Here is a 26,268-nt window from a genome sequence, read left to right as displayed (position 1 = left end):
GCACGCCGGAGCGGGCGTCACGAGGGGACATCGCATGCGAAACCGGCCGGCAGGCGTCATCCGCAACCCGGTGCTGCCGGGGTCCCATCCGGACCCGTCGATCCTCCGCGTGGGACCGGACTTCTACCTGGCCACGTCGACGTTCGAGTGGTATCCGGGCGTACGCCTGCACCACTCCACGGACCTGGTCCACTGGCGCCCCCTGGGCGGTGCCCTCGACGACATCCGCCTGGTCGATCTGACCGGATGCCCGGACTCGGGCGGCGTGTGGGCGCCCAGCCTCACCCACGCCGACGGCCTGTTCCACCTCGTCTACAGCAACGTCTCGACGTACGTCGGCGGCTTCACCGACTGCCCCAACCACCTGATCACCGCCCCCTCCATCGAGGGCCCCTGGTCCGAGCCGGTACCGCTGCACGCCCGGGGTTTCGACGCCTCCCTCTTCCACGACGGCGCCGACAGCCGGCTGCTGAACCTGGTCCACGACTGGCGCCCCGGCCACGGCGGTTCGGCGGGCCTGGAGGCCCGGCGCTACGACCGTGCCGAACGCCGCCTGACCGGCGACCCCGTGCGGATCGAGCTGCCGCCGCAGGCCGGCTGGATCGAAGGCCCGAACCTCTACCGCCGTGGCGACTGGTACTACCTGCTCACCGCGGACGGCGGCACGGGCTACGACCACCAGGTCACCGTCTCCCGGTCGCGCACCCTGGCGGGCCCCTACGCACGCGACCCCAGCGGCCCGCTGCTCACCGCCCGCGACCACCCCGACCTGCCGCTGCAGAAGGCCGGGCACGGCAGCCTGGTGGAGACCGGGGACGGCCACTGGTACCTGGCCTACCTCGTGGCCCGGCCCCTCGGGCGGCGAGGACCGTGCGTCCTGGGCCGGGAGACGGCACTGGCGCCCGTCACCTGGACCGCCGATGGCTGGCCGCGCGTCGAGACCGGCCTGCCCGCCCTGGAAGTGCCGGTCGGCACCTCCACGGTGGGTACGGAGCACACGGACGTGGACGACACCGACGGATTCGACGGCCCGGCCCTGGGGCCCCAGTGGTCGACGCTCCGCCGACCTCCGACCCCCGACTGGGTCTCGCTCACGGAACGCCCGTCCCACCTGCGGCTCCGGGGCGGCCGTTCACCGCAGAGCCTGGTCGAACCCAGCCTGGTGGCCCGCCGCGTCACATCGGCGCGCTGCTCGTTCGAGGCGACGATGGAGTACCGGCCCCACGCGTTCCAGCACCTGGCCGGGATCACCGCGTACTACAACACCCGCAACTGGCACTATCTGTACGTCACCGTGGACGACGCGGATCAGCCCGTCCTGCGCGTCGCGAGCTGCGACCGGGGCGTGCTGAGCGTCGACGAAGCAGGTGGGGCGCCGCTCGGCGACATCACACGGTTGCGGCTCGGCCTCGACTTCGAAGGAGCCGATCTGCGCTTCCGGTACGACACCGGCCGGGGCTGGGAGCCCTTCGGTCCCGCCCTGGACGCGACGGTCCTGTCCGACGAACACGCCGAGCACATCGAGGACGGACAGATCCACGCTCTCGGCTTCACCGGCGCGTTCGTCGGCCTGTGGGCCTGGGACCTCACCGGGGGCGGGCACCCCGCCGACTTCGACGAGGTCACGTACCGGGCTGGGGAACGAGCTCCCGTTCGATCAACCGGTTGAGGTGGTGCCGTGCCTCCTGCGTGGTCAGGGGAGGCGCCTGGCGCAGGCGTTGCAAGGCGAGGCCGTCGGCGAGGGCGGCGAAGCGGGCCGTGAAGCCGTCGAGGTCGTCACTGCTGAACTCGCCGTCGGCGACGCCCCGTTCGGCCAGGGCACGGATCTGCCGGTGCCAGGCCGCGTACCGGTCGGCCTGCCCCCGTGCGAAGGTCTCGTCCGTGCTCTGCTCCCCCGCGTGCCAGAAGTCGAACCACATCCGCCAGTGCCGGTCGGTGTCCTCCGTGAACAGCGCGTCGACGAGCAGCCTGAGCGCCTCGGCCCCGCTGGTCGCGTGCTCGGCGGCCTCGCTGAGCGCCGCGTAGTACTGCTCGATGTGCAGCACCATGGCCTCGGAGAGGACCTCCTGCACGCTGTCGAAGTGGTAGGTAACCGTGCCGACGGACACCCCGGCCGCGGCCGCCACGTCGCGCACGCCGACCGACTTGTAGCCGCGCTCCGCGATCAGCGGGACGGCCGCGTCGACGATGAGACGCCGGCGCACCTCGGTGGGCTGCCGGGTCCGGTCCCGGGCGGCGACGGCGCGACGCGGGCCCTTCCCACCCTGCCGCGGCTGCTCGGCGGCCGTCATCCCGACGTCCTCGGGGTGGTGCGGTGCCATGCGCGCTCGGCCACTGTCTTTCCGTTCCCCCGCGCCTCGATACGGCTGTCCATGATGAACTCCGCGGCCGTGGCGCGCAGCTCCGTCCGGGCCATGATCTCAGCGTCCCAGTCGTCCCCGCGCCGCAGCCGGATGCGCCACTCGGAGACGGCGCGCGCCGACAGCGGGTCGTCGGTGCGGATGGTGTACGTCTCGCGGGCGCTCTCCTCGTAGCGCAGCCCGTCCGGGTACGTCCGGGACCCCCCGTATCCGGGGTCGACCTCCAGGGTCCACTCGCCCTTGGCCACGTCGTGCGTGACCAGCCGCTCGGGGCGGGGGTCCGGGGGAGTGTCGTAGGTGACCGGCATCGGTACCGCCTGCTCCGGTTCCTCGAAGCGGACGGAGACCTCGTCGGCGGCCTCGCGCACCGGCAGCAGGAGCGCGCTGTCGGCCGGAACGACGTGCAGCGCACCGCGTTCGCCGTGCGGCCACACCCAGGGCCAGTACGCGTCGGAGACGGCGACACGGACGCGGTGGCCGGGCGGGAAGGCGTAACCGATGCCGTTGAGCTCGAACTCGACGTCCTCGTACGTCCCCGGGGTCCATTCGGCGGCGTGTTCACGGCCCTTCCGGCTCAGCAGGTTGAGCACGCCCCGGGTGACGAGCGTGGACGAGCCGTCGGGAGCGACGTCGCACACGCGGGCGATGACATGCGCCCGCGGTGTGTCGCTGTCGAGGCGGAGCCGGACACGCGGCCGGCCGAGGATCTCCACGCGCCGGTCCAGGGGCGCGGAGTCGAAGCAGACGGACCGGCCGTCCTCCTCGCGCTGGTCGGGCGGCAGGTCGGCGGCGTTGCCGAACGGGAAGAAGCGGCCGGCGTCCAGGCCGGTGTGCAGCGGAGAGCGCACGAGGACCGGGTCGCGGCTCTCGCCGAGCGGACGCGTGTCCCAGGTGACGTCGGGGCTGGGCCACTCGGCGTCGCTCACCCAGCGGCCTGGCATCTCCTCGTGCGACGGGGCGGGCGGTACGGGGTCGTTCAGCCAGGCGCGCAGCAGCGGCTCCGCCATGACGCCCGTGTCGACGCCCTTGAGGTGCTGGTCCCACCAGCGCAGGGTCTCCTGGAGGAACCCGATGGCCGGGCCGGGCGGCAGTCCGCGGTCGGGGTACTGGTGCGACCAGGGGCCGACGATGCCCCGCACCTGTTCACCGGGGAGGTGTTCCACTAGCCGCAGCACGGTGTCCCGGTACGGGTCGTTCCAGCCGCCGACCGCGAGGACGGCCGCGTCGATCGCCGTGTAGTCCTCGCAGACGCTGCCGTGCCGCCAGTAGTCGTCCCGCTGCTGGTGCTCCAGCCAGGTGTGCAGGAAGGGTTCGAGGGCGTCGAGACGCTCGCGCCACATCGGCAGCCAGCGTTCCGCGCCGACGTTCGCGGGGTCCGGCGGGCGTGCGGTGAAGGCGAGCATGGTGCCGGCCCAGGCGAGCATGTCGATGCCGAGGACGGCGCCGCCGGTGTAGTGCACGTCGTTGTCGTAGCGGTCGTCGGTGGAGCAGACCGTCACGACCGCCTTGAGCGGTTCGGGGGCGAGGGCCGCGATCTGGAGGGAGTTGAAGCCGCCCCAGGAGATGCCGAACATGCCGACCTTGCCGGTGCACCAGGGCTGTGCGGCGAGCCAGTTGACGACGTCCACGCCGTCCGCGAGTTCCTGGGCGTCGTACTCGTCGCCGGGCGTGCCCTCGCTGTCGCCGTGGCCGCGGACGTCGACCCGGACGGAGGCGTAGCCGTGACCGGCGTACCAGGGGTGGCGCTGGGCGTCGCGCGGAGCGGTCCAGTCGCTCTTGCGGTACGGCAGGTATTCGAGCAGCGCGGGGACGGGGTCCGACTCGGCGTCGGCCGGGCGCCAGACACGGGCGTGCAGGCGGGTCCTGCCGTCCCGGGTGGGGATCCACACGTCCTCGCGGACGACCTGGCGTTCGAACCGGTCGCGGTACTTCACGAAACTCCTTCTGCGACGGGAGCGGTCGGGTTGTCGTCGGGGGTGCCGGCGGGCCGCCAGCGGCGCACGCGGTGGCCGTCGCCGTGGTCGGTCCACACCTCGCCCTCCTGGGCGGCGTCGGTCCAGTCGGGGGCCGCCTCCACCGGCGGCCGTGCGTCGGGGTCGGGTTCGAGGGCGGCCGTCATCAGCTGCCGCGTGTACGGGTGCCGGGGATCCGAGAAGACGGCTTCCGTCGGGCCCTCCTCGACCACGACACCGCCGCGCAGGACGACGACGCGGTCCGCGATGCCGCGGACGACGGCCAGGTCATGGCTGATGAACAGACAGGCCAGGTCGCGTTCCCGGCGCAGGTCGTCGACCAGGTGCAGCACGTCGGCCTGGACGGAGACGTCCAGCGCGGTGGTGATCTCGTCGGCGATGAGGACGTCCGGCTCGCCCGCCAGCGCCCGTGCGATGCCGATGCGCTGCCGCTGGCCGCCGGAGAGCTGGGCGGGCAGCCGGTCGGCGAAGGCCGGGTCCAGGCGTACGTCGGCGATGAGCCGCCGGGCGCGCTCGGCCGACTCCGCCCGGCCGGCGGCCGTGCCGAAGAACCGCAGCGGACGCCGGATGGCGTCGCCCACCGAGCGCCGGGGGTTGAGCGAGGTGTCCGCGTTCTGGAAGACCAGTTGCACCCGTCGCCGCAGGGACATCGGCCGCCGCTGCGCGGGCCGGGCCAGGTCGCCCGACTCGTGGGTCATGGCGCCGCCGGACGGTGTGCGCAGCCCGGCGAGGGTCCAGGCCAGCGTGGACTTGCCGCTGCCCGACTCGCCGACGAGGGCCAGGACCTCACCGCGCCGGACCTCGAAGGAGACCCCGTCCACGGCACGGGAGCTGCCGTAGTCGACGGTGACGTCACGGGCCGAGACGGCGACCGGCGAATCCTCGGGCACGACGGCCCTCGGGCGGATCTCGCGCTCGCCCGACTCCCGTACGAGAGCCAGACCGGCGTCGTCCAGCCGGGGCACGCTCGCCAGCAGCCGCTTCGTGTACGGCTCCCGGGGCGTCGCGAACAGCTGCCGGGTGGGCGCCGATTCCACCACGCGGCCCGACTTCAGCACACACACCTCGTCGGCCAGGTGCGCGACGACGCCCAGGTCATGGCTCACCAGTACGGCCGCCAGGCCCAGTTCGTCGCGCAGGGCGGCGATCAGGTCCAGCACGCCCCGCTGGGTGACGACGTCCAGGCCGGTCGTGGGCTCGTCGAGGACCAGCACCTTGGGGCGGGCCGCGATGGCCATGGCGAGGGCGACGCGTTGCTGCTGGCCGCCGGACAGCTCGTGCGGATAGCGGCGGGCCAGCTCGGCGGGGCGCGGCAGCCGGACCTGGTCGAGCAGGTCGGTGACGGGGATGTCGCCGCCCGCCTCCGCGATCTGCCGGCCGACGCGCATGGAGGGGGTCAGCGCCTGGCCCGCGTTCTGGGCGACCATGGCGACCGTACGGCCGCGCAGCCGCCGCAGCTCGGGCGCGGACAGGGCGAAGACGTCCCGGCCGTCGACCGTCACCGAGCCGCCGGTGACCTGGGAGCCGTGCCGCAGATGCCCGAGCAGGGCCGCGGCGAGGGTCGACTTGCCGCTGCCGGACTCGCCGACCAGCGCGAGCGTCCGGCCCGCGGCGGCCTGGACCGACACCTCGTGCACCACGGGTATCCGGCGACCGCCGGAGCGGTACGCGACGGACAGCGAGTCGACGGAGACGAGCGGGGTCATCACAGGCCCTCCCTGATCCGGTCGACGCCCCAGGCCTTGGAGAGGCCGTCGGCCGCGAGGTTGAGTCCGATCACGAGCGTGGCCAGGGCGATGATCGGCGCGACGCTCGCCATCGGCACGACGGTGATGGCGGTGCGGTTCTCGGCGACCATCAGGCCCCAGTCGGGAGTCGGCGGGTCGGCGCCGAAGCCGAGGAAGGACAGCGAGGAGATCAGCAGCACGACCCAGGAGGCGCGCATCGCGAACTCGACGCACATCACGTCGACGATGTTGGGCAGGACCTCCCGCCGCAGGATCGACCAGGTGCCCTCCCCGCGGGCCCGGGCGGCGGTCACGTAGTCGGCGGGCACCACCGCCAGGGCGGCGCCGCGCACGACCCGCACGACCTGCGGGACGAAGACGACCGCGACGGCGAGGACGATGACGGCCGGTCCGGTGCCGAGCGCGGTCACGACCACGAGCAGCGCCAGCACCGCCGGAATGGCCAGCACGGCGTCCAGCACCCGCCCGATCAGGTCGTCGAACCAGCCGCCGCGCAGAGCCGTCGCGCAGCCGATGACCGTGCCGAGGGCGACGCTCACGACGGTGGCGGCGACGGACACCCCGAGCGCGTACCGGCCGCCGTACAGCACACGCGCGAGGACGTCGCGGCCGTACTGGTCGGTGCCCGCCCAGTGTTCCCCGCCCGGGCCGAGCAGGGCCTGCGAGGCGTCGCCCGCGATCGGGTCGTACGAGGTGAGCAGGGGGGCCAGCAGCGCGATCACGACGTGGACGGCGACGATCGCGAGCCCCACGACGGCCGCGCGCGAGGAGCACAGGGTGCGCCACGCACGGGCGGCGCGCGAGGCCGGGGCGTCGGCCCGGACGGTGTCGAGCGTGGTCATCGGGTCCTCCCTCGGGCGCGAAGCCTGGGATTGAGGGCCATGGCGCCGAGGTCGGCGGCGAGATTGCACACGACGTAGACGACGGCGCTGATCAGGGCGATGGCCTGGATGACGGGCAGGTCCCGGTTCTGCACCGAGGAGAGCATCAGCTTGCCGATGCCCGGGTAGTTGAAGACGTTCTCGACGACGGCGACACCGCCCAGCAGCCAGGCCACGTTGAGCGCGATCACGTGCAGGACGGGCAGCAGGGCGCTGGGCAGGGCGTGCCGGGTGACGACCCGCCAGGTGGACAGGCCCTTGAGGCGGGCGGTGGTGACGTACTCGCTCGCCATCACGTCGATCACCGAGGTGCGGGCCATCCGGACGATGTAGGCGGCCATCACCACCGCGAGGGCGAGCGCCGGGAGCCAGACGGCGGGCAGGAGCTGTCCCACGGTGGCGTCGGGGCCGTAGAGGACGACCGCGGGGAACCAGGGCAGTGCGACCGAGAAGCACAGCACGAGGACGGTGGCCACGACGAACTCGGGGACGCTCATGCCGACGAGGCTGACCGTCGAGATGAGGTGGTCGGGCCAGCGGTCGCGGTAGAGCCCGGCGAGGATGCCCAGCAGCAGTGAGCCGGTCACGGCGAACAGGATCGTGATGGCGGCGATCAGCGCGGAGTTGCCCAGGTACTGGGCGACGTCACCGCCGACCGCCTGCCCGGAGACCAGGGACGTGCCGAAGTCGCCGTGCAGGGCGCCCCACATCCAGTCGCCGTAGCGTTCGAAGGCGGGCCGGTCAAGGCCGAGGCTGCCGCGCAGCTCGGCCACCGCCTGCGGGGTCGCGTCCTTGCCGAGGACCTGGGTGGCGACGTCCCCGGGCAGGGCCTGGACGGAGAGGAAGACCAGCAGCGAGGAGAGCAGCAGCGTGCCGAGTGCTGCCGCGATCCGGCGGGCCACGAAGGAGAGCATGGTCAGGCCCCCTTCAGGCCGATGCCGAGGTAGTCGAACTCGAAGCCGTGCTCGGCGTATCCGCGCACCTTGCGCGAGATGCCCACGAGCCGGTCGGCGAACATCGGGGTCATCGCACCGCCCTTGTCGATCACCCAGGTCTGCGCCTCGCCGTAGAGGTCACGGCGCCTCGCGTCGTCGGTCTCGGCACGTGCCCGGTCGAGCAGGGCGTCGAAGCCCTTGTCGGACCAGGCGGTCTCGTTGTAGGAGGAGCCGCTGCGGAAGACCTGGTTGAAGAGCTGGTCGACGGGCCGGCCGGTGTACCAGTAGGTGGCCATCAGCGGCTGCTTCATCCAGATCTGTGTGTAGTACGAGTCCGCCGACGCCGTCTTGACACGGATCCGGATGCCCGCCCGCTTCGCCGACTCCTGGTAGGCGAGCGCCATGGGCGTGAAGAGGGGGTCGTACGCGGAGGTGTACAGATCGACGGCCAGGTTCTCGTGGCCCGCCTTCTTCAGCAGGAAACGTGCCTGCTCCGGATCGTGCTCGGGGTGCGCGGAGATGTGCGCCGGGTCGTCCGGGGGCACCGGGTTGTCCCAGCCGGCCTTGCCCGCGCCCTGCAGTGCGGCCTTCACGACGTGCTCGGGATCGTAGGCGAGCTTCATGGCCCGCCGGACCCGGACGTCGGTGAAGGGCTTGTCGGTGGTGAGCATGGGCAGCACGTACCACTGGCCGTTCTTCACCCGGGCGATGGTGGCGCGGTCGGAGGCGGCCACGACGCGGGCGGTGGCGAAGTCCAGGTTGGTCTGGGACAGCAGGTCGACCTGCCCGGCGAGCAGGGCGTTCGAGCGGGCGGACATGTCCGCGACCGAGTAGAAGGCGATCGCGTCGAGCACGGGGCGGCCCGCCCAGTGGTCCTGGTACGCGGTGACACGGCCGGGCCCCGCCGGTGCGAAGGACTCCAGCCGGAACGGGCCGGTGCCTATGCCGGTGCGGCCGATGGACTTCCCGCTGCCCTCGGGGACGACGTAGCAGTTGTAGTGCGTGAGCAGGCTCGGGAACTCGGCGTTCGGGGCCTTCAGCGGCACCACGAGGGTGTGGGCGTCGGGGGTGCGCAGCCGCCCGGGGTCGACGAGCGGGGCGAGCACGCCGGCCTGCGGGGACGCCGTCGCCTTGTCCAGGATGTGCCGCAGCGTGTAGGCGGCGTCGGCGGAGGTGAAGGCCCGGCCGTTGTGGAACGTGACGCCCTTGCGGAGCCGGAAGGTCCAGGTGCGCGCCGCGCTGTCCGGCTCCCAGGACTCGGCGAGGTCGGGAGCCGGCTCGCCGTCCGCGCCGATGCGGACCAGCCGGTTGTAGAGGGCGCCCAGGTACTCGTAGGCGGACAGCGAGCTCGCCGGGTCGAGGGTCTCGGCATCGGAGGCGGGCGGACGGGCGATCCGCAGGGTCCCGCCACGGTCGGGCGCGCCGCGCTGGGCGGCGGCCGGCAGGACGGGTGCGGCGGTGGCGCCCGAGCAGCCGGACAGCAGCCAGGACGCGCCGAGCGAGGCCGCACAGGCGGTGCCCGCGGCGAGCACCGAGCGGCGCCCTGGGGAGTGCGTGCCGGACATGAACCGACCTTCCCTGTCGCTATTCGTACGCTGAACGATTGAGTGAAGTCCGTGAACGATAGCGAGTAGGCGGTTTCAAGCCAACCCTTCCGGCTGTGAAGAAGTCGTCACAAACGCAACGGCGGCTCCGGGTCCGAGGGTGAGCGGGGGCGGACGGCCGGCCGCCTTGCCCCCTCCGTACGGCTGACGCACGCTGGTCCTATGGCTGAGCAAGCCGGCCCTACGCTGATCACGTCCGTCCAGCGGGCCATGCGCCTGCTGGAGGCGGTCAGCGCGCACGAGAACGGCGCGCCGGCGAAGCAGCTGGCACGGGAGACGGGCCTGCCCCTGGCCACCGCCTATCACCTGCTGCGGACGCTCGTCCACGACGGGTACGTGCGGAAGCTGGACGACGGCGGATTCGTCCTCGGCGACAAGCTGCAGAGCCTGCGGACCACCGGCCGGGCGCAGGCGCTGCTCAGCCGTGTCCGGCCCACGCTCGGCGCGCTGCGGGACGAGCTCGCGTCCGCCGCCTACCTCACCTTCTACGAGGAGGGCGAGATCCGGGTCGCCGAGATCGTCGACGGTCCCGGGACGCCCCGCGTCGATCTCTGGGTGGGCTTCGAGGACGCGGGCCACGCGACCGCGCTCGGCAAGTCCGTGCTGCGGGAGCTGGACGTCGAGGCCCGCAAGGACTACCTCTCCCGACACCAGCTCGCCGACCTCACCCCGCGGACGATCACCAGCCTGCCGGAACTGCTCCGGCGGCTGGACACCGCGCCCATGGCCCCCGCCGTCACGGACCTCGAGGAGTACGCCCTCGGCACGGTCTGCGTCGCCGTGCCCGTCTACAGCGGGGACACGCTCGGATCCCTCGGTGTCTCCCTGCCGGTGAACCGATTCTCCCGGCTTCAGGAGGTCCGGGAGCGGCTGCTTCCGACCGCGAGCCGGGTGACGCGGAGCCTCTCGCTCACTATCTGAAAATCCGCTCCTTGCCGGTGTCCCAGGTCACCCCTTTATCTGGATGAAACAGACATTTCAGGGGTGCGCTTCCCGGACTCGCGCCCCGCGCACAGGTAAGGGACCCGGATACCGACATGAGCCATGCGCGTGACCTTGGCGCCGACCACCGGCCCGCGGGGCCGTCCACAAGCCGAGTGGCCGGTGCCGGGGATTCGGCCCCCAGACGCGCACTCGCGCAGCTGGCCGCCGGTATGCCCGTCCTGCCCGTACTGGTCGTCACGGCCGTCCTGCTCACCGACCTCGCCGACGGCGCGGGGATGATCTGGCTGCCCCTGCTCGCCGCCGGGCCCGCCCTCGCGGCCACGACCAACGGGCCGCGAGGTGTCGTCTGCGTGGGCCTCCTCGCCGCGGTGCTCGGCGCGCTGCTCGGGGTCCGGGACGGCGTTCCGAGCCGCGAACTGGCCGCTGTGCTGTCGGCCTTGATGGCCGTCACGCTCGCGAGCGGCCTGGCCAGTGTCCTGCGCGGGCGCCGCGAACGGGTGCTCGCGGCCGTCCGCTCGGTCGCGGAGACCGCCCAGCACGCGCTGCTCAGGCCCGTACCGGCGAACGTCGGTCCCTTCCAGGTGGCCGTCCGCTACAGCGCGGCGGCGGCCGAGGCCCGCATCGGCGGGGACCTCTACGCGCTGATACCCACCCGGCACGGGGTGCGGCTGATCGTCGGCGATGTGCGCGGCAAGGGCCTGCCCGCCGTGGGGACGGCCGCGCTGGTGCTGGGTGTCTTCCGCGAGGCCGCCCATGACGAGCCCGACCTGCTCGCCGTGGTCGAGAGGATCGAGCGCAGCCTGACGCGCAACCTCGGCCACGACGACTTCGTCACCGCCGTGGTCGCCGGATATCCGCCGGGCGGGCACCTGGAGGTGGTGAACTGCGGGCACACGCCTCCGCTGCTGGTGAGCGCCTCGGGGCGCGTCACCCCGGTCGAGCCCGACCTCCCGTCCCCGCCCCTCGGGCTGCGCGCCCTGGCGGGCCACGCGCCCGGCCTCCAGGCGATCCCGTTCGCCGACGGCGACCAGCTGCTGCTCTACACCGACGGTGTCACCGAGGCCCGCGACCACGGCCGGACCTTCTACCCGCTCGCCGAAGGACTGGAACGCCACGTCTCCCACGAGCCGGCACGCACCCTCGGCGCACTCCACGACGAACTGCTGGCCCACGTCGGCGGCCGGCTGCACGACGACGCGGCCCTGCTCCTGATCCGCAAGCCGGCGGCATCCGAACCGGGTGTGGCTGGTCCCCTCGCGGCTGCTCCCGCCCCGCCTGCCGAGGCTCGGTGCTGCTCGTAAGAGCGGTGTTCTCAGCTTGTTCTTTAGCCTGAGTGTTTCTTGCGTTTTTGAAGCGTGGTGCCCCGTTTGGTGGTTTTGCCGACGTCGTAGCGGTTGGCGGGCCGACGGTTCTTCGAGCCGGGTGGGCGTCCGGGACCGGCGGTGGTGGGTTTCGGCGCACCGGCCGGTCGGGGGGTCTTCGCGCGGAGGTTCCGAAACCCTCGACGGACCCCGTGCCGGGGTGAGCTGACCTGCGGGAGCGGGGCGTTCCCACGGCCGGCGCAGATCCGCGGCGAGGTGCCGGGCCAGGCGTAGCTGGGTGTACGCGGCGATCATGAGCCAGGTCCACCGGTCCGCAGCGCGGGCGTCGCGGAGCCTCGGCACGGTCCAGCCGAGGGTCTGCTTGAAAAACCGGAACGTGTGGTCAAGGTCGAAGCGGCACAAGAACATCTGCCACAACCGGTCTACACGCGAGGATTGACGCGCCCACGCGTGAAGACCGCAACCACAACGGTTTCGGGTCACTATCGCTCGGCAGGTGGTCCACGACTAGGCGGATCAAAGTGCCTTCCCACACCGGCAGATCACCGTCGTAGTCCAGCCACGCCGCGCGGCGCGTCAACCGGGGATGCAACCGATCCCACCCGTTCGTGGACGCCATGCCGTAACGACTGGTGTCGGTGAGTGTGGCAACGTCCGCGTCCGGCCACGTGTCGGCATCAGCGAAGTGGAATTCGCCGCCGTGCTTGACGGGCCGACCGATCGCCCCTTCGGCCCGCGGTGGTGCGGGCAGCCGGAACACCCGGTCCGACCGCAGCCGGCCCAGGACCTCCACGGGCATGTCTGCGAGCAGGAACGCCAACCGGGCCAGGTCATAACCGGCGTCAACACGACCAGCACATCCGGATCACCGTGACGCCACTGCCCGGCCGTGACCAGCCGTCGCACCACCTGGCGGACCTGCACCGCCGTGACCTGCGCAACGTCATCATCCGGCCCCAGCCGGACCGCGTCCAGGACCTGCGTCCACGAGGTGCGGCCGGGCTCCAGCGCGGCCACGAACGAGTACGGCCACCCCGGAATCAGCTGATCTTTGTTGCGGCCACGGCCGTACACGTGACAGAACAACCGGTCCAGGCTCGTCGCCGCGTCCGGGCGTAACCACGCGCTGATATCCACCGCCAGCATCAACCGGCCGTCAACAGCACGAGGAAGGGTGAGCCCGGCCAGCGCGGTCCGCAACAGCTGCACGTCGATCCGGCCCTGATTCACCGCGTCGTACATCGCACCGTGCCCGCGCCGGTGTTCCGGCGCCAAACTCAACCCCACCAACGATTTCACCGGCCCGTCGGCGGTGCAACTCCCTCCGGAAACCCGCCAGTTCCCCGGCCGCGTCCACCGGACACACCTCATGCACACTGTTCAACGAGACAGCCCTTGGTATTGATGCTCTTCCCTCGACAAGAAGATCATCGACCTAGAGCTGTTTCCGTGGCCAACCAGGGGTCACCACCGACCACCATGGGTTAACAACAAGCCAAGAGCGCGGTCCCAGCGACGCGCTAATCCTGGCCTCAGGTTGATCGGGGACAATGAGCGGCAAAAGCATCGACTGGAAGGGGGCGGGCCGGCGTGCGGATCATGATCGCGGATGATGAAGTGGCCATCCGTGAGTCGCTGGAGCGGGTGCTCCAGGTCGAGGGTTACGACACCAGCACCGTCGCCAACGGTCTCGCCGTGCTCGACGGGTTCGGTGGGGCCGGCGGTGACACGCTGGATCTGCTGATCCTCGACGTGATGATGCCCCGCCTCGGCGGGTTGGAGACCTGCCGGCGGTTGCGGGCCGCGGGTCGGGATCTGCCGGTGCTGATGCTGACCGCCCGTGACCAGGTCTCCGACCGGGTGACGGGGCTGGACGCGGGCGCCGACGACTACCTGCCCAAGCCGTTCGCCACCGAGGAGTTGCTGGCCCGGGTGCGGGCCCTGCTGCGCCGGCGCACGCCGACCGACGGGGAGTCGCAGATCCTGTCGTTCGCCGACGTCCGGCTCGATCCCGACAGGTTCGAGGCGTGGCGTGGCGGGCGGCCGCTGCGCCTGACCCGGACCGAGTTCTCCCTCCTGCAGGTCCTCATGCGCAACGCGACCCGGGTCTTGACCCGCGACGCGCTGTTCGAGGCGATCTGGGGCTTCGACATGAGCGCCACCGCCAACAACCTCCAGGTGTACGTGAGCTACCTGCGTCGCAAGATGGAGGCCGAGGGTGAGCCGCGATTGATCTACACGCTGCGCGGCCTGGGATACACGTTGCGGGAGACTCCTCCGTGAGCAGGCCCGCCGGCCGGGAACCGCGCCGGCTGACCCGATGGTGGCGTCGGCGGTCCCTGCGGACCAGGCTGACGGTGATCGCGGCGACGGCCATCGCGGTCAGCGTGTTCGTGGCCTTCCAGGTGGCCAGCGAGCTACTGGACTGGGAGCTGCGGGACACCGCCGAGAATCAGCTACGCGCCGACTCCCGCGTCCTGGCGACGAACGCGGAGCGCGCCGGTCTGGCGCAGGTCCAGCTACCGCCGTATCCCGGATCCGGTCAACTGGTGCGGGTCATCCTGCCCGACGGCTCGACCCGGACGCCGGCCGGCCAACCCGCGCTGCCCCCCGTCAGCGAGCACGCCGGGCGCGTGGCGCAGGGCGCGTCGGCCGACCTGATGGAGTCGAACGACAGCGACGAGGACGGCTACCTCATCTACACGCTGCGGGCGGGCGACGGCGCGGTCCAGGTGGCCCGCGTCGCCGACGACAGCCCGATCAACCAGTTCGGGTTCGGCATGCTGCTGATCGGGCTGCTCTGCGTGGTCGGCGGCGCCCTTGTCGGGCGGACCGTGGCACGGACCGGGCTGGCACCGATCGACCGGCTGACCGCCGCCGCGGTACGTGTCGCGCACACCCGGGACCTCGACGCCGACATCCCGGATGAGGGCGGTGGGGAGATCCGGCGGCTGATCCAGTCGATCAACGACATGCTCGCCGCGCTCCGGGACTCCCGGCGGGCCCAGCGGCTGCTTGCCGAGGACGCCGCCCACGAGCTCAAGACCCCGCTCACCAGCCTGCGCCTCAACGTCGAGCTGCTGATCCGGCTCGATCGGCGCGGCACCCTGGACAGCGCACTGCCGGCGGAGAGCCGGACCCGGCTGCTCAACGATCTCGGCGCCCAGGTGGCCGAGTTGAGCACCCTTGCCGCCGAGCTGACCGACCTGGCGCGCGGTGACGTCAGCGACGAGAACACCGAGCTGCTCGACCTCGCCGACGTGGTGGTGGCCGCCGCGACCCGGGCGCGTTCCCGCGTGCCCGACATCGAGATCGCGCTCGACGTGACCTCCGTGTGGGTGAGCGGGCGTCCCGCTGCGCTCCAGCGGGCGGTGCTCAACCTCATCGACAACGCCGGCAAGTGGTCCCCCGCGGACCAGCCGGTCCAGGTCCGGCTCCGTGCCGAGGGCGCGTCGGCGGTGCTCGAGGTCGACGACGCCGGGCCGGGCATCGACGCCGCCGACGTACCGCGGGTGTTCGACCGGTTCTACCGTGCCGACAGCGCCCGGGCGTTGCCGGGATCCGGTCTGGGGCTGTCGATCGTGCAGCGGGTCGTCGACGCCCACGGCGGCCGGGCCACCGTCGCCCGCTCCGCACGCGGTGGCGCGCTGCTTCGGGTCGACCTTCCGGCCGCGGCCCCGCCCGCCCCGATCGCGCGGCTCACCGCCGGGGAGGACACCGCGGTGCGCTGACCCGCCCCGGCGGCGCGGCGCAGGACAAGCGACGGCGGCCCTCGGGCATGGCCCCGCGCGGCTCACCGTCGGGGAAGGACACCGCGATGCGCCGACCCCGGCCCCGGCGCGTGGCGCAGGACCAAAGGGCGGCGACCGTCGGGCCCATGAAGAGATCCGGGACGGGCCTGGGTCCCCGTCCCGGATCTCGTCCGTGCCGCCACGCTCACCGTTGCAGCGCGGGCTCCTCGTCGTCAGCGAGCGACTGTTGACCGTCCGGCAGCTCCGCCGCTGGACGGGACAGCCTGCTCGGCCACCAGATCCGCCGGCCGATCAGCAGGGTGAGGGCGGGCACCAGGACCGACCGCACCAGCAGGGCGTCGAGCAGCACGCCGAAGGCGACCAGGAACCCGACCTCGATCAGCATCACCAGCGGAAGTGTGGCGAGGACCGCGAACGTGGCCGCCAGGACCAGGCCTGCCGAGGTGATGACGCCACCGGTGGCGGAGAGGGCTTTGAGCACGCCCTCTCTGGTGCCGAGGCGCACGGTCTCCTCCCGGGCCCGGCTGGCCAGGAAGATGTTGTAGTCGACGCCGAGCGCCACCAGGAACAGGAATGCCAGCAGCGGCACCGAATAGTCGACGCCCTTGAACCCGAGGATCGTGTCGAAGACGAACACGCTGCCGCCGAAGGCCGCGGCGAATGAGACGATCACGGTGGCCATCAGGACCAGCGGGGCCAGGATCGCGCGCAGCAGCAGCCCTAGGACGATCAGAACGACGGCGAGCACCAGCGGGATCACCAGTTTCTCGTCGCGCTTGGTGGTCACCTCGGTGTCGAGGTTCTCCGCACTCGGCCCGCCGACGATCGCCTCCGCCCCGCTCACCGCGTGCACGGCGGTGCGCACCCGCTTGATCGTGTCGTACTCCGCGACGGTGTCCGGCGCATCCTTCGGGAACACGGAGATGTTGGCCCAGCCACCGCTGGTCTGCTCCGGGACGGCCAGGGCCACACCGCGCGTGTCCTTGACGAGGTCGAGCACCCGCTCCTGGTGCGCCGGCCGCGTGAAGATCGTCATCGGCTGGCCGCCGAGCTCCGGAAAGTGCTGGCGGAGAACGGTGAAGCCGGTGACCGACTCCGGCGCGGACAGGAACTGGTCCTGCTCCCGCAGGTTGCCGGTGTTGCCCGCCAGCCCGAGGGCGAGCACGCCGAGGACTCCGAGCGAGCCGAGCGTCGCCACCCACCGGCGGCGGCTGATGGCGGTGCCGAGCCGCCCCCACAGCCCCGGCTTCTCCTCCATGGCCGTGCTGATCCGCGGGATGGCCGGCCAGAAGATCCGCCTGCCGAGCACCACGAGCACCGCCGGGAACAGCGTCAGCATGGCCACCAGCGCGCACAGGATGCCGGCCGCGCCGATCGGGCCCAACCCGCTGGTGCTGTTCAGGTCCGCGACGAGCAGGCAGAGCAGGCCGGCGACCACGGTGGCCGCGGACGCGACGATGGCCGGCGCCGCGCCGCGTAGCGCGTGGACCATCGCGACCCGGACGTTCTCATGGTGGTGCAGTGCCTCCCGATATCGAGCGATGAGCAACAGCGCGTAGTCCGTGCCGACGCCGAACACCAGGATCGTCAGCAGCGCCGAGTTCTGGTCGTTGACCACGATGCCGAAGCCCTTGACGAGCAGGTAGACGGTCCCCATCGAGGTCAGTGCGGCCGCGCCCACGGCCACAAGCGGGATGATCCACAACACCGGGCTGCGGTAGGTGAGGATGAGCAGGAGCGTGACGACGACGATGGTGGTGAGCAAGACCTGCACGTCGATGCCGTCGAAGACGGCGTCCATGTCGCCGTCGATCGCGCCCGGGCCGGTCACGTCGAGTTCCAGGCCGGAGGGGCGGTCCTTCGCGGCGTCACGTAACGGGCCGACGATGTCCTCCGGCGCGCCGTAGGTCGTGCTCACCTCGAGGGTGAACATCATCGCCTTGCCGTCGGTGGAGGGGCTCGTCGGTGGACCCTCGTCGTCGCCGGCCGCCGCCGTCGCCTTCGGCGGGTACCGCTTGGCAAGGGTGTCGTAGTGGCGCTCGACCGTCGCGCGGTCGGCGTCGGTCATGCCGCCGGCGCGGTGGTACACGAAGACGAACGTGTTGTCGTCACCGTCGGGGAGACTGTCCTCCAGTACCGCGACCTTGGTGGACTCGGCGCTGGCCGGCAGGGTGTCCGCGGCGCTGTCGGTGGTGACCGAGCTCAACTTTCCGCTCAGCGGCACCATGAACGCCGCCAGCATCAACCACAAGCCAATCACCAACCACGGCACCCACCGGCCTGCTAACCGACCGGCCGGCGCTTCCCCGGACGGCGCTGCGTTGATTGCCATCACTAGCCTCCTGCATACGGATTACATCGCTTCTCTGATGCCTACTTCCTAACGAGCGAACCTTGGACAACCGTTAGAGCCTGTGAAGTAACCGGCGTCCGTTGTAGATGGTGATGTTGATCATCGATGTCTTGTGGGTGGGTGCGTCGCGGTGAATCGTCCGCGCCGCTATCCGTCGGACACCTCGGATACCGAGTGGGAGATCACCGCGCCGTCCATCCCGGTCAGAGGCGCTCGGGCAGGTGCCGGCGGGCGCCCCGTCTTGTATCCACGGCGTGACATCGTGGCTGGACTACGACGGTGATCTGCTGGTGTGGGAAGGCACTTTGATCGCGTGGGCGCGTCATCCTCGCGTGTAGACCGGTTGTGGCAGATGTTCTTGTGCCGCTTCGACCTTGACCACACGTTCCGGTTTTTCAGGCAGCCCCTCGGCTGGACCGTGCCGAGGCTCCGCGACCCCCGCGCTGCGGACCGGTGGACCTGGCTCATGATCGCCGCGTACACCCAGCTACGCCTGGCCCGGCACCTCACCGCGGATCTGCGCCGGCCGTGGGAACGCCCCGCTCCCGCAGGTCAGCTCACCCCGGCACGGGTCCGTCGAGGGTTTCGGAACCTCCGCGCGAAGACCACCCGACCGGCCGGTGCGCCGAACCCACCACCGCCGGTCCCGGACGCCCACCCGGCTCGAAGAACCGTCGGCCCGCCAACCGCTACGACGTCGGCAAAACCACCAAACGGGGCACCACGCTTCAAGAACGCAAGAAACACTCAGGTTAAAGAACAAGCTCAGTCCTCGCGCAGATCCTTCACCCGGCGCAGCTTGCCCACGGACCGCTCCAGCGTCTCCGGTTCGACGATCGCCACGTCGACGGTGACGCCGACGCCGTCCTTGACGTCCTGCGCGATCGCGCGGGCGGCGGCCTCGCGACGGTCGGCGGGCGTGCCCGGGCGGCTCTCGACGTGGACGGTCATATGGTCCATGCGGCCGCGCCGGGTCAGCTGGATCTGGAAGTGCGGGGCGACGCCGGGCGTGCGCAGGACGATCTCCTCGATCTGGCTGGGGAAGACGTTCACCCCGCGCAGGATGATCATGTCGTCGCAGCGGCCGGTGATCTTCTGGATGCGGCGGAAGGCGGGCCGGGCCGTGCCGGGCAGCAGCCGGGTCAGGTCGCGGGTGCGGTAGCGGACGACCGGCAACGCCTCCTTGGTCAGGGACGTGAAGACCAGCTCGCCCTCCTCGCCCTCGGGTAGCACCTCACCCGTGATCGGGTCGACGACCTCGGGAAGGAAATGGTCCTCCCATACGTGCAGGCCGTCCTTGGTCTCCACGCACTCCTGCGCGACCCCCGGGCCGATCACCTCGGACAGGCCGTATATGTCGACGGCGTGGAGGTCCATGCGCTCCTCGATCTCGCGGCGCATCTCCTCCGTCCACGGCTCGGCACCGAAGATGCCCACCCGCAGGGACGTGGAGCGCGGGTCGATGCCCTGACGCTCGAACTCGTCGAGGAGCGTCAGCATGTAGGACGGCGTGACCATGATGATCTCGGGCTCGAAGTCCTGGATGATCTGCACCTGGCGTGCGGTCATGCCCCCGGAGGCCGGGATCACAAGACAGCCGGCGCGCTCGGCGCCGTAGTGCGCGCCGAGACCTCCGGTGAACAGCCCGTAGCCGTAGGAGATGTGCACCTTGTGGCCCGGGCGTCCGCCGGCGGCCCGGATCGAGCGGGCGACGAGGTCCGCCCACATCGACAGGTCGTTCTCCGTGTAGCCGACGACCGTCGGGCGGCCCGTGGTGCCGCTGGACGCGTGAACGCGGCGGACCTGGTCCATGGGGACGGCGAACATGCCGAACGGGTAGGTGTCGCGCAGATCGGCCTTGGTCGTGAAGGGGAACCGGGACAGGTCCTCCAGCGAGCGGCAGTCCTCGGGCGTGACCCCGGCGGCGTCGAACTTCTTCCGGTACGTCTCCACGTTGTCGTAGGCATGCCGCAGACTCCGGCGCAGCCGGTCGAGCTGCAGCTCGCGCAGCTGCTCGCGGGTGAGGCGCTCGGCGTCGTCCAGCAGATCGTGGGGGAGGGGCTCACCCCGCCGCTGCCCGGTCATCGCGACTCCTTCGACGTCGTACTCGCGCTCGTGCTCCCGATGGTGCGGCTGCGGCCCCGGAACTCCGCTATCACCTCGTCGCCCCGCAGCACGCTCACGTCGTAGAGGCCGCTGCGGCCGAACCGGGTGCGTTCCTCGGCACGCGCCACGAGCACGTCGCCCTCGTACGCCGGGGCCACGAAGGTGACGTCGGCCCCTGCCGCGACGGTCACCGGGCCGTGGCTGTTGCAGGCGCAGGCGAAGGCGCTGTCCGCGAGCAGGAAGACGTAGCCCCCGTGGGCGATCCCGTGCCCGTTCACCATCCCCGGGGTCACGGTCATCCGGAGCACGGCGGTTCCTTCGCCCTGCTCGAGCAGCTCGACACCGAGCCCGCGTGAGGCCTTGTCCGCGGCGAACATCGCCTCCGCGGCCGGCGTCGCGTCAGCGGTATGGGTCACCTCTCGCACCACCTTGTCTACCGACCGAACATTCGGTTAGCTTCGGCGTTGCCAAGTAATCCCATGGCCTGTGCGCATGTCAAGGGTCGAGGGCTTACCAAGGCGGCCGGGCCTGTCCTATCATGGACCGAACGAATGGTCGGTTGGGAAGTGGGACGGATGGATACGACACACTCCAGCCCCGAGGGGGCGGACGGCGCCGAGCCGGTTCTCCAGCAGCACTTCGACGCGACGATCGCGCGGGACCAGCGGATCGAGCCGCGCGACTGGATGCCGGAGGGCTACCGGAAGACACTGATCCGTCAGATCGCGCAGCACGCGCACTCGGAGATCATCGGCATGCAGCCGGAGGGCGAGTGGATCACGCGCGCGCCGTCGCTGCGCCGCAAGGCCATTCTGTTCGCGAAGGTCCAGGACGAGGCCGGGCACGGGCTGTATCTGTACTCGGCGGCGGAGACGCTGGGCGCGGACCGCGCGGATCTCACGGACCGGCTGATCGAGGGCCGCCAGAAGTACTCGTCGATCTTCAACTACCCCACGCTGAGCTTCGCGGACGTCGGGGTGATCGGCTGGTTCGTGGACGGCGCCGCGATCTGCAACCAGGTGCCGCTGTGCAGGTCTTCGTACGGGCCGTACGCGCGCGCGATGGTGCGGATCTGCAAGGAGGAGTCGTTCCACCAGCGGCAGGGCTACGAGCTGCTGATGACGATGATGCGGGGCACCGCGGCACAGCGGGAGATGGTGCAGGACGCGGTGGACCGCTGGTGGTGGCCGTCGCTGATGATGTTCGGCCCGCCCGACGACGCCTCGCCCAACTCCGCGCAGTCGATGGCCTGGAAGATCAAGCGGCACAGCAACGACGAACTGCGTCAGCGTTTCGTCGACATGACCGTCCCGCAGGCCGAGAAGCTCGGCGTGACGCTCCCGGACCCGGAGCTGCGCTGGAACGACGAGCGGGGACACCACGACTTCGGCACTCCCGACTGGGACGAGCTGATGCGGGTCATCAAGGGCGACGGCCCGTGCAACGCCCAGCGGACGGAGCGACGCCGCACGGCCCACGAGGAGGGCACCTGGGTGCGCGAGGCGGCCACCGCCCACGCCGCCAAACAGGCGGCCCGCGCACAGAAGGGAGCGGTGGCATGACCCCCGAGAAGCCGTCCGAAACGCCGTCCGAGAAGCAGGACTGGCCGTTGTACGAGGTGTTCGTGCGCGGCAAGCGCGGCCTGAACCACGTCCATGTGGGCTCGCTGCACGCCGCCGACGACCGCATGGCGCTCACCCACGCCCGCGACCTGTACACGCGGCGCAACGAGGGCGTGAGCATCTGGGTGGTGCGCTCGGAGCACATCGCCGCCTCCACGCGCGACGAGAAGGACCCGTTCTTCGCGCCCAGCGCCGACAAGGTCTACCGGCACCCGACGTTCTACGACATCCCCGCCGACGTCCCGCACATCTGAAGGAGAGGGCATGAGTGACGACCACGTCTACATGACCCTCGCCGAGGGACACGAGGACGACACCCGCTGGGCCTACGGCACCGGCTTCGAGGACCCCCTGCACGGCGTGGACACGGCCGTGCCCGACGGCGTCGACGCCGGTGAACTGGCCGCCCTCTGCGTCACCCTGGCCGACGACGCCCTGGTCGCGGCCCAGCGGCTCGCCGAGTGGACCACCCGGGCCCCCGAGCTGGAGGAGGAGGTGGCGTTGGCCAACATCGGACTCGATCTGCTGGGCCAGGCCCGCCTGCTCTACTCCCGCGCGGGCCAGGTCGACGGCACCGGCCGCGGCGAGGACGCCTACGCCTACTTCCGGGACGCCGGCGACTTCCGCAACGTACGCCTGGCCGAACTGCCCAACGACGATTTCGCGTTCTCGACCGTACGGCTGCTGGTGTTCGCGAGCTGGCGCCTCGCGTACTTCGAGCGGCTCGCCGCCCACCGGGACCCGGTGCTGGCGGCGATCGCGGCCAAGGGTGTGAAGGAGCTGGCCTACCACCGGCAGTACGCGGCCGAGTGGGTGGTGCGCCTCGGTGACGGCACCGAGGAATCGCACCGCCGGACGCGCAGGGCGCTGGAGCAGGTCGCGCCGTATCTCGGCGAGCTGTTCACGGCGCACGACGTACGGGACGAGGTCGTCGCCGTCCTGCGCCAGGTCACCGAGGCGGCCGGGCTGCCCATGCCCGTCTACCGGCCGCTGCCCGGCTCGGGCCGCACCGGGGAGCACACCGAGCATCTCGCCCCGCTGCTGGCCGAGTTGCAGGGCATCGCCCGCGCCCACCCGGAGGCGACATGGTGACGACACTCCTGGACGAGCGGCGGGCCCGGCGCATCGCCGAGCAGGTGCCCGACCCCGAGCTGCCCATGCTCACCCTGGCCGACCTCGGCGTGCTGCGCGACGTGTCCCTGACCCCGGACGGGACGGTGGTCGCGAGCCTGACCCCGACCTACTCGGGCTGCCCGGCGATGGCGGAGATGCGCGCCGGAGTGGCCGCCCGGCTCCGGGACGCGGGCTACGCGCGCGTGGAGATCCGCACCGTCCTCGACCCGCCGTGGACCAGCGACTGGATCACCCCGGACGGCCGGCGCAAGCTCGCCGAGCACGGCATCGCCCCGCCCGGGGCCGCGCCCGCGCGCACCACCGGCCCGGTCCCGCTCGTGCTGTCGCCGACCCGCCGCTCGGTGCCCTGTCCGCGCTGCGGTTTCCACGACACCGAGGAGACCTCCCGCTTCGCCGCCACGTCCTGCAAGTCCCTGTGGCGCTGCCTCGCCTGCCGCGAGCCGTTCGAGTACGTCAAGGAGATCTGATGGACGACCTGATGGAGCCGGCCCCCGCCCCGGCGGCCCGCGCTCGTGCCCGCCGACGTCCGGTCTTCCACCCCCTGCGGGTCGCCGCCGTGCAGCCGCTGTGCGAGGACGCGGCAGCCGTCAGCTTCGACATCCCGGCCGAGCTGGCCGAGGAGTTCGCCTTCGAGCCGGGCCAGTCGCTCACCCTGCGGCGCGAGATCGACGGCAGGGACGAGCGCCGCTCGTACTCGATCTGCTCACCTGCCGGCACCGCCCCGCGCATCGGCGTCCGGGTCGTACCGGGCGGCCTCTTCTCCTCCTGGCTGGTGCGTGACGTACACCCCGGCGACACGGTCGAGGTCATGGCACCCACCGGTGCCTTCACGCCCGACCTCAGCGCTCCCGGCCACCATGTCCTGATCGCGGCAGGCTCCGGCATCACGCCCATGGTCTCCATCGCCGAGTCCGTCCTGGCCGCCGACTCCCGCTCGACGGTCACCCTCCTCTATGGCAACCGCCGCACCGGCACCGTGATGTTCGCCGACGAGCTCGCCGACCTGAAGGACCTGTATCCGACGCGGTTCCAGGTCGCCCATGTCCTCTCCCGCGAACCCCGTGAGGCCGAGGTGCTCTCCGGCCGCCTCGACGCCGACCGGCTCTCGGCCCTCGTCGACGCGCTGGTGGACGTGGACTCCGCCGACCACTGGTGGCTGTGCGGCCCGCACGGCATGGTCCGCGCCGCCCAGCAGGTCCTGGCCGGCCTCGGCGTGCCCGCCGACCGCGTCCACCAGGAGCTGTTCTACGCCGACGACGAGCCCGTGCGCGAGGTCCACCACGCCGAGACCGGCCCGACCGGCCCGGTCAGCCAGGTCACCGTCACCCTCGACGGCCGCTCCACCACCTCCGCCCTCCCTCGGGAACGGAGCATTCTCGAGGGCGCCCAGCAGACCCGCCCGGACCTGCCGTTCGCCTGCAAGGGCGGCGTCTGCGGCACCTGCCGCGCCCTGGTCACCGACGGGAAGGCCGACATGCGGCGCAACTTCGCCCTCGAACCGGCCGAGGTCGACGCGGGCTACGTCCTCACCTGCCAGTCGTTCCCCGTCTCCGACGCGCTGACGGTGGACTTCGACACCTGAGCTCCGTGGCGGCTGTGCCGTAGATTCCGAGGCGGAACGGCTCGGCAAGAAGGTCGTCGTCATCGATGAGACGACCCAGACCAGCTACACCGTGGCCGGCCCGACGGCACCCTGACCCGCAGCTGAGAAGCACCACGGTTTCGCGGATCGTCCCGGAGTGATCTGCCGGGTCGGCGCAGGCAGATGATGGCGCAGGCCAGTTCCAGTAGGCCTTGATGGAGGTCGGCCCGGCGAGCACCATCATCAGCGGGATGATCGGACAGCTGTACGCCACTGTCATCGACTGCCCTGACCCGTCCGAGCTCGCCGACTTCTACGGGAATCTGCTGTCACTCTCACGGCTGCAGGACACTGGGGAGTTCGTCGTGCTCGGCACCACGACAGGCACTGCCCTCGTGGCATTCCAACGAGTCCACGACTTCGGACCGCCACAGTGGTCCGCCCTGGTCACCCTCAGCAGATGCACGTCGACGTCATGGTCGCGGATCTCGACGTGGCCGAGCCACAAGTGCTTGCATTGGGCGCAACCCTGCTCGACGGGTCAGACAAGCCAGTCGGATACCGGGTGTACGCCGACCCCGTCGGCCACCCCTTCTGCTGATTCTGAAACCATCATTAAGTCGAGGATGTGGGGCTGGACGTCGGGCTGGCAGTGGCTGCATGCCCGGAGTCCGGTGCTGAGGAGCCGGCGGGCTTCGTCGCGGCTGACCGCGAGGCGTCGCGAGCCGGCCATGTGGCAGTCGCCGCCCGGCCCCTGACCCGCAAGGCCCCCCGCACCGACAGCTGGTCCAAGAGCTCAAGCCCATCCATTGCGCTCACAGTGGGGCCCCCGCCATGGCACGGAGCCTTGACGACGACGCGCTGTGCTTCGCTCATCTCGGGCGGGCGCTCGTAGCCTGATCCAGCGCTGCGGGCACGGGAGACATATGCGGCAGTCAGCCTGAGTCAATCATCCCAACGACCTGTATGAACAGGCGCTTTACCGTCAGAGAGTGCCGGAGTCGGCGATGGTGACGGTGGCCGAGGTACGGCCGGACCGCGAGCCGTAGCCCTCGATCTTCCGTACGAGCTCCATGCTGCTCTCGTCGGCGACCTCACCGAACACGACGTGCTTGCCGTCAAGCCACGACGTCACGATCGTGGTGATGAAGAACTGCGAGCCATTGGTGTTCGGGCCGGCGTTGGCCATGGAGAGCTGGCCTGGCTTGGTGTGCTTGAGCGTGAAGTTCTCGTCGGGGAACTTCTCGCCGTAGATGCTCTTGCCGCCCGTGCCGTCGCCGCGGGTGAAGTCACCGCCCTGGAGCATGAACTCCGGGATGACGCGGTGGAAGGACGAGCCCTTGTAGCCGAAGCCCTTCTCGCCGGTCGCCAGCGCGCGGAAGTTCTCCACGGTCTTGGGGGCGACGTCGTCGAACAGGTTCATGTTGATCCGGCCGGCGGGAACGTCGTCGATGGTGATGTCAAAGAAAACCTTGATAGTCATGCCCCCATCCTGACATCTGGCACCCCCGAGGGCCCCTCCGCACCCTCACAAACCCCGCGGCGCCGAGACGCGGGACGTCCCGGGAGTCAGAACCCGGAAGTGGATCGCGGACGGGATTTCGCGGTGCCTGCCGCCGTAGGCACAGCCAGGCGGCACCTGCGAGTGCCCAGGAGAGCTCCGGTGACATTGGCCGTATTGTCCGTCATCGTGCATGCGCGGCCGGTGTCTGACACTGACTGCATGAGTTCGACGGTTCCACTGAGAAACCCAAACGCTGCAGCGACGGTCACAGGTCGTCTGAAGAGGGGCTAGAGCGCGTTCGTTCCAACAGGGATCGACCTGCGAGACAGCTCGCCGATGCTGACGCCACCCTTCGGGGTGACGGAGCAACGGACGGACTTGAGGGTACCGGCGCCCGGGGTGACCTTTGCAGTGGCGGGATGGCGGGATGGCGGGATGGCGGGATGG

22 protein-coding genes and 2 pseudogenes are annotated in these 26,268 nt (G+C 71.1%); 12 read left to right on the top strand and 12 right to left on the bottom strand.

Annotation, left to right across the window (positions count from 1 at the left end; genetic code table 11):
- Nucleotides 1-34 precede the first annotated feature (34 nt).
- Nucleotides 35-1,669: a glycoside hydrolase family 43 protein gene (locus OHU35_RS03290; protein WP_405504521.1), complete on the top strand. Its 1,635-nt coding sequence runs from the start codon at nucleotides 35-37 to the stop codon at nucleotides 1,667-1,669.
- Here OHU35_RS03290 and OHU35_RS03285 read toward each other — a convergent pair.
- Genes OHU35_RS03285 through OHU35_RS03260 form a run of 6 tightly spaced genes read right to left on the bottom strand, consistent with a single transcriptional unit; the run spans nucleotide 1,623 to nucleotide 9,462 of the window.
- A complete protein-coding gene (locus OHU35_RS03285) occupies nucleotides 1,623-2,321 on the bottom strand; it encodes a TetR/AcrR family transcriptional regulator (protein WP_405504519.1) in 699 nt (232 codons plus the stop codon). The genes OHU35_RS03290 and OHU35_RS03285 overlap by 47 nt on opposite strands.
- Nucleotides 2,288-4,294 (bottom strand): CocE/NonD family hydrolase, encoded by a 2,007-nt coding sequence (locus OHU35_RS03280; RefSeq protein ID WP_405504518.1) that lies wholly within the window; start codon nucleotides 4,292-4,294, stop codon nucleotides 2,288-2,290. Before OHU35_RS03280 ends, OHU35_RS03285 begins: the two co-directional genes overlap by 34 nt.
- Nucleotides 4,291-6,039, bottom strand: a complete 1,749-nt coding sequence (locus OHU35_RS03275) for a dipeptide ABC transporter ATP-binding protein (protein WP_405504516.1) — start codon at nucleotides 6,037-6,039, stop codon at nucleotides 4,291-4,293. Before OHU35_RS03275 ends, OHU35_RS03280 begins: the two co-directional genes overlap by 4 nt.
- Nucleotides 6,039-6,923: an ABC transporter permease gene (locus OHU35_RS03270; RefSeq protein WP_405504515.1), complete on the bottom strand. Its 885-nt coding sequence runs from the start codon at nucleotides 6,921-6,923 to the stop codon at nucleotides 6,039-6,041. Before OHU35_RS03270 ends, OHU35_RS03275 begins: the two co-directional genes overlap by 1 nt.
- Entirely contained in the window at nucleotides 6,920-7,876 is a 957-nt protein-coding gene (locus tag OHU35_RS03265) for an ABC transporter permease (protein ID WP_405504514.1), read from the bottom strand. Before OHU35_RS03265 ends, OHU35_RS03270 begins: the two co-directional genes overlap by 4 nt.
- A gap of 2 nt (nucleotides 7,877-7,878) precedes the next feature.
- Entirely contained in the window at nucleotides 7,879-9,462 is a 1,584-nt protein-coding gene (locus tag OHU35_RS03260) for an ABC transporter substrate-binding protein (protein ID WP_405504513.1), read from the bottom strand.
- A 201-nt stretch (nucleotides 9,463-9,663) separates the two neighbouring features.
- Between OHU35_RS03260 and OHU35_RS03255 the strand changes: the two genes are divergently transcribed.
- On the top strand, nucleotides 9,664-10,422 hold the full coding sequence (locus tag OHU35_RS03255) for an IclR family transcriptional regulator (RefSeq protein ID WP_189725136.1): 759 nt from the start codon (nucleotides 9,664-9,666) through the stop codon (nucleotides 10,420-10,422).
- A gap of 116 nt (nucleotides 10,423-10,538) precedes the next feature.
- On the top strand, nucleotides 10,539-11,747 hold the full coding sequence (locus OHU35_RS03250; RefSeq protein WP_405504511.1) for a PP2C family protein-serine/threonine phosphatase: 1,209 nt from the start codon (nucleotides 10,539-10,541) through the stop codon (nucleotides 11,745-11,747).
- 23 nt (nucleotides 11,748-11,770) lie between these two features.
- Here the strand turns inward: OHU35_RS03250 and OHU35_RS03245 are convergent.
- A pseudogene (locus tag OHU35_RS03245) lies at nucleotides 11,771-13,139 on the bottom strand (NF041680 family putative transposase).
- A 219-nt stretch (nucleotides 13,140-13,358) separates the two neighbouring features.
- On the opposite strand from OHU35_RS03245, the gene OHU35_RS03240 reads away from it, so the two are divergent.
- Nucleotides 13,359-14,051 (top strand): response regulator transcription factor, encoded by a 693-nt coding sequence (locus OHU35_RS03240; RefSeq protein ID WP_405504509.1) that lies wholly within the window; start codon nucleotides 13,359-13,361, stop codon nucleotides 14,049-14,051.
- Entirely contained in the window at nucleotides 14,048-15,499 is a 1,452-nt protein-coding gene (locus OHU35_RS03235; RefSeq protein WP_405504508.1) for an ATP-binding protein, read from the top strand. Before OHU35_RS03240 ends, OHU35_RS03235 begins: the two co-directional genes overlap by 4 nt.
- A 205-nt stretch (nucleotides 15,500-15,704) precedes the next feature.
- Here the strand turns inward: OHU35_RS03235 and OHU35_RS03230 are convergent, their stop codons facing one another.
- Nucleotides 15,705-17,852 (bottom strand): MMPL family transporter, encoded by a 2,148-nt coding sequence (locus tag OHU35_RS03230; RefSeq protein ID WP_405504507.1) that lies wholly within the window; start codon nucleotides 17,850-17,852, stop codon nucleotides 15,705-15,707.
- Between the two features lie 331 nt (nucleotides 17,853-18,183).
- On the opposite strand from OHU35_RS03230, the pseudogene OHU35_RS03225 reads away from it, so the two are divergent.
- A pseudogene (locus OHU35_RS03225) lies at nucleotides 18,184-18,629 on the top strand (transposase); the annotation flags it as partial.
- Nucleotides 18,630-18,638: 9 nt separating this feature from the next.
- Here OHU35_RS03225 and paaK read toward each other — a convergent pair.
- Both paaK and paaI read right to left on the bottom strand, forming a co-directional pair.
- Nucleotides 18,639-19,958 carry a phenylacetate--CoA ligase PaaK gene (gene paaK, locus OHU35_RS03220; RefSeq protein WP_405504505.1) on the bottom strand — a complete coding sequence of 440 codons (1,320 nt, stop codon included), beginning with the start codon at nucleotides 19,956-19,958 and terminating at the stop codon, nucleotides 18,639-18,641.
- A complete protein-coding gene (paaI, locus tag OHU35_RS03215; RefSeq protein ID WP_405509163.1) occupies nucleotides 19,955-20,356 on the bottom strand; it encodes a hydroxyphenylacetyl-CoA thioesterase PaaI in 402 nt (133 codons plus the stop codon). The genes paaK and paaI overlap by 4 nt, the downstream gene beginning before the upstream one ends.
- A 198-nt stretch (nucleotides 20,357-20,554) precedes the next feature.
- On the opposite strand from paaI, the gene paaA reads away from it, so the two are divergent.
- The 6 genes from paaA (at nucleotide 20,555) to OHU35_RS03185 (ending at nucleotide 24,918) form a co-directional block, all read left to right on the top strand.
- Complete coding sequence (gene paaA / locus OHU35_RS03210; protein ID WP_189725141.1) at nucleotides 20,555-21,541, top strand: 1,2-phenylacetyl-CoA epoxidase subunit PaaA; 987 nt, start codon at nucleotides 20,555-20,557, stop codon at nucleotides 21,539-21,541.
- Nucleotides 21,538-21,855, top strand: a complete 318-nt coding sequence (gene paaB / locus OHU35_RS03205; protein ID WP_359894831.1) for a 1,2-phenylacetyl-CoA epoxidase subunit PaaB — start codon at nucleotides 21,538-21,540, stop codon at nucleotides 21,853-21,855. The genes paaA and paaB overlap by 4 nt, the downstream gene beginning before the upstream one ends.
- A 10-nt stretch (nucleotides 21,856-21,865) precedes the next feature.
- The gene (gene paaC, locus OHU35_RS03200) at nucleotides 21,866-22,693 is read left to right on the top strand and encodes a 1,2-phenylacetyl-CoA epoxidase subunit PaaC (protein WP_189725143.1); all 828 of its coding nucleotides are present in this window, start codon (nucleotides 21,866-21,868) and stop codon (nucleotides 22,691-22,693) included.
- Entirely contained in the window at nucleotides 22,687-23,202 is a 516-nt protein-coding gene (paaD, locus tag OHU35_RS03195; RefSeq protein ID WP_189725144.1) for a 1,2-phenylacetyl-CoA epoxidase subunit PaaD, read from the top strand. The genes paaC and paaD overlap by 7 nt, the downstream gene beginning before the upstream one ends.
- Nucleotides 23,202-24,317, top strand: coding sequence for a 1,2-phenylacetyl-CoA epoxidase subunit PaaE (gene paaE, locus OHU35_RS03190; protein ID WP_229873011.1), 1,116 nt, complete (start codon nucleotides 23,202-23,204; stop codon nucleotides 24,315-24,317). The genes paaD and paaE overlap by 1 nt, the downstream gene beginning before the upstream one ends.
- Before the next feature lie 433 nt (nucleotides 24,318-24,750).
- Nucleotides 24,751-24,918, top strand: coding sequence for a VOC family protein (locus OHU35_RS03185; RefSeq protein WP_405504501.1), 168 nt, complete (start codon nucleotides 24,751-24,753; stop codon nucleotides 24,916-24,918).
- Here OHU35_RS03185 and OHU35_RS03180 read toward each other — a convergent pair.
- A complete protein-coding gene (locus OHU35_RS03180; protein WP_405504499.1) occupies nucleotides 24,859-25,050 on the bottom strand; it encodes a DUF6233 domain-containing protein in 192 nt (63 codons plus the stop codon). The genes OHU35_RS03185 and OHU35_RS03180 overlap by 60 nt on opposite strands.
- 252 nt (nucleotides 25,051-25,302) lie before the next feature.
- Nucleotides 25,303-25,800 carry a peptidylprolyl isomerase gene (locus tag OHU35_RS03175; protein WP_189725146.1) on the bottom strand — a complete coding sequence of 166 codons (498 nt, stop codon included), beginning with the start codon at nucleotides 25,798-25,800 and terminating at the stop codon, nucleotides 25,303-25,305.
- Between the last annotated feature and the right edge of the window lie 468 nt (nucleotides 25,801-26,268).

Origin of the sequence: Streptomyces purpurascens (genome assembly GCF_045040895.1) — a bacterium.
Taxonomy (GTDB): Bacteria; Actinomycetota; Actinomycetes; order Streptomycetales; family Streptomycetaceae; genus Streptomyces; species Streptomyces purpurascens.
This window is presented reverse-complemented; position numbering and strand designations above follow the sequence as displayed.

Excerpts from the sequence above, each read along its gene's own strand:
- paaE (WP_229873011.1), top strand. The coding sequence starts at position 23,202 with ATGGACGACCTGATGGAGCCGGCCCCCGCCCCGGCGGCCCGCGCTCGT.
- OHU35_RS03275 (WP_405504516.1), bottom strand. The coding sequence starts at position 6,039 with ATGACCCCGCTCGTCTCCGTCGACTCGCTGTCCGTCGCGTACCGCTCC.
- paaC (WP_189725143.1), top strand. The coding sequence starts at position 21,866 with ATGAGTGACGACCACGTCTACATGACCCTCGCCGAGGGACACGAGGAC.
- OHU35_RS03260 (WP_405504513.1), bottom strand. The coding sequence starts at position 9,462 with ATGTCCGGCACGCACTCCCCAGGGCGCCGCTCGGTGCTCGCCGCGGGC.
- OHU35_RS03255 (WP_189725136.1), top strand. The coding sequence starts at position 9,664 with ATGGCTGAGCAAGCCGGCCCTACGCTGATCACGTCCGTCCAGCGGGCC.
- OHU35_RS03180 (WP_405504499.1), bottom strand. The coding sequence starts at position 25,050 with ATGGCCGGCTCGCGACGCCTCGCGGTCAGCCGCGACGAAGCCCGCCGG.
- OHU35_RS03265 (WP_405504514.1), bottom strand. The coding sequence starts at position 7,876 with ATGCTCTCCTTCGTGGCCCGCCGGATCGCGGCAGCACTCGGCACGCTG.
- OHU35_RS03230 (WP_405504507.1), bottom strand. The coding sequence starts at position 17,852 with ATGGCAATCAACGCAGCGCCGTCCGGGGAAGCGCCGGCCGGTCGGTTA.
- OHU35_RS03285 (WP_405504519.1), bottom strand. The coding sequence starts at position 2,321 with ATGGCACCGCACCACCCCGAGGACGTCGGGATGACGGCCGCCGAGCAG.
- paaA (WP_189725141.1), top strand. The coding sequence starts at position 20,555 with ATGGATACGACACACTCCAGCCCCGAGGGGGCGGACGGCGCCGAGCCG.
- OHU35_RS03175 (WP_189725146.1), bottom strand. The coding sequence starts at position 25,800 with ATGACTATCAAGGTTTTCTTTGACATCACCATCGACGACGTTCCCGCC.
- OHU35_RS03250 (WP_405504511.1), top strand. The coding sequence starts at position 10,539 with ATGAGCCATGCGCGTGACCTTGGCGCCGACCACCGGCCCGCGGGGCCG.
- paaI (WP_405509163.1), bottom strand. The coding sequence starts at position 20,356 with ATGTTCGCCGCGGACAAGGCCTCACGCGGGCTCGGTGTCGAGCTGCTC.
- paaB (WP_359894831.1), top strand. The coding sequence starts at position 21,538 with ATGACCCCCGAGAAGCCGTCCGAAACGCCGTCCGAGAAGCAGGACTGG.
- OHU35_RS03270 (WP_405504515.1), bottom strand. The coding sequence starts at position 6,923 with ATGACCACGCTCGACACCGTCCGGGCCGACGCCCCGGCCTCGCGCGCC.
- OHU35_RS03290 (WP_405504521.1), top strand. The coding sequence starts at position 35 with ATGCGAAACCGGCCGGCAGGCGTCATCCGCAACCCGGTGCTGCCGGGG.
- paaD (WP_189725144.1), top strand. The coding sequence starts at position 22,687 with ATGGTGACGACACTCCTGGACGAGCGGCGGGCCCGGCGCATCGCCGAG.
- paaK (WP_405504505.1), bottom strand. The coding sequence starts at position 19,958 with ATGACCGGGCAGCGGCGGGGTGAGCCCCTCCCCCACGATCTGCTGGAC.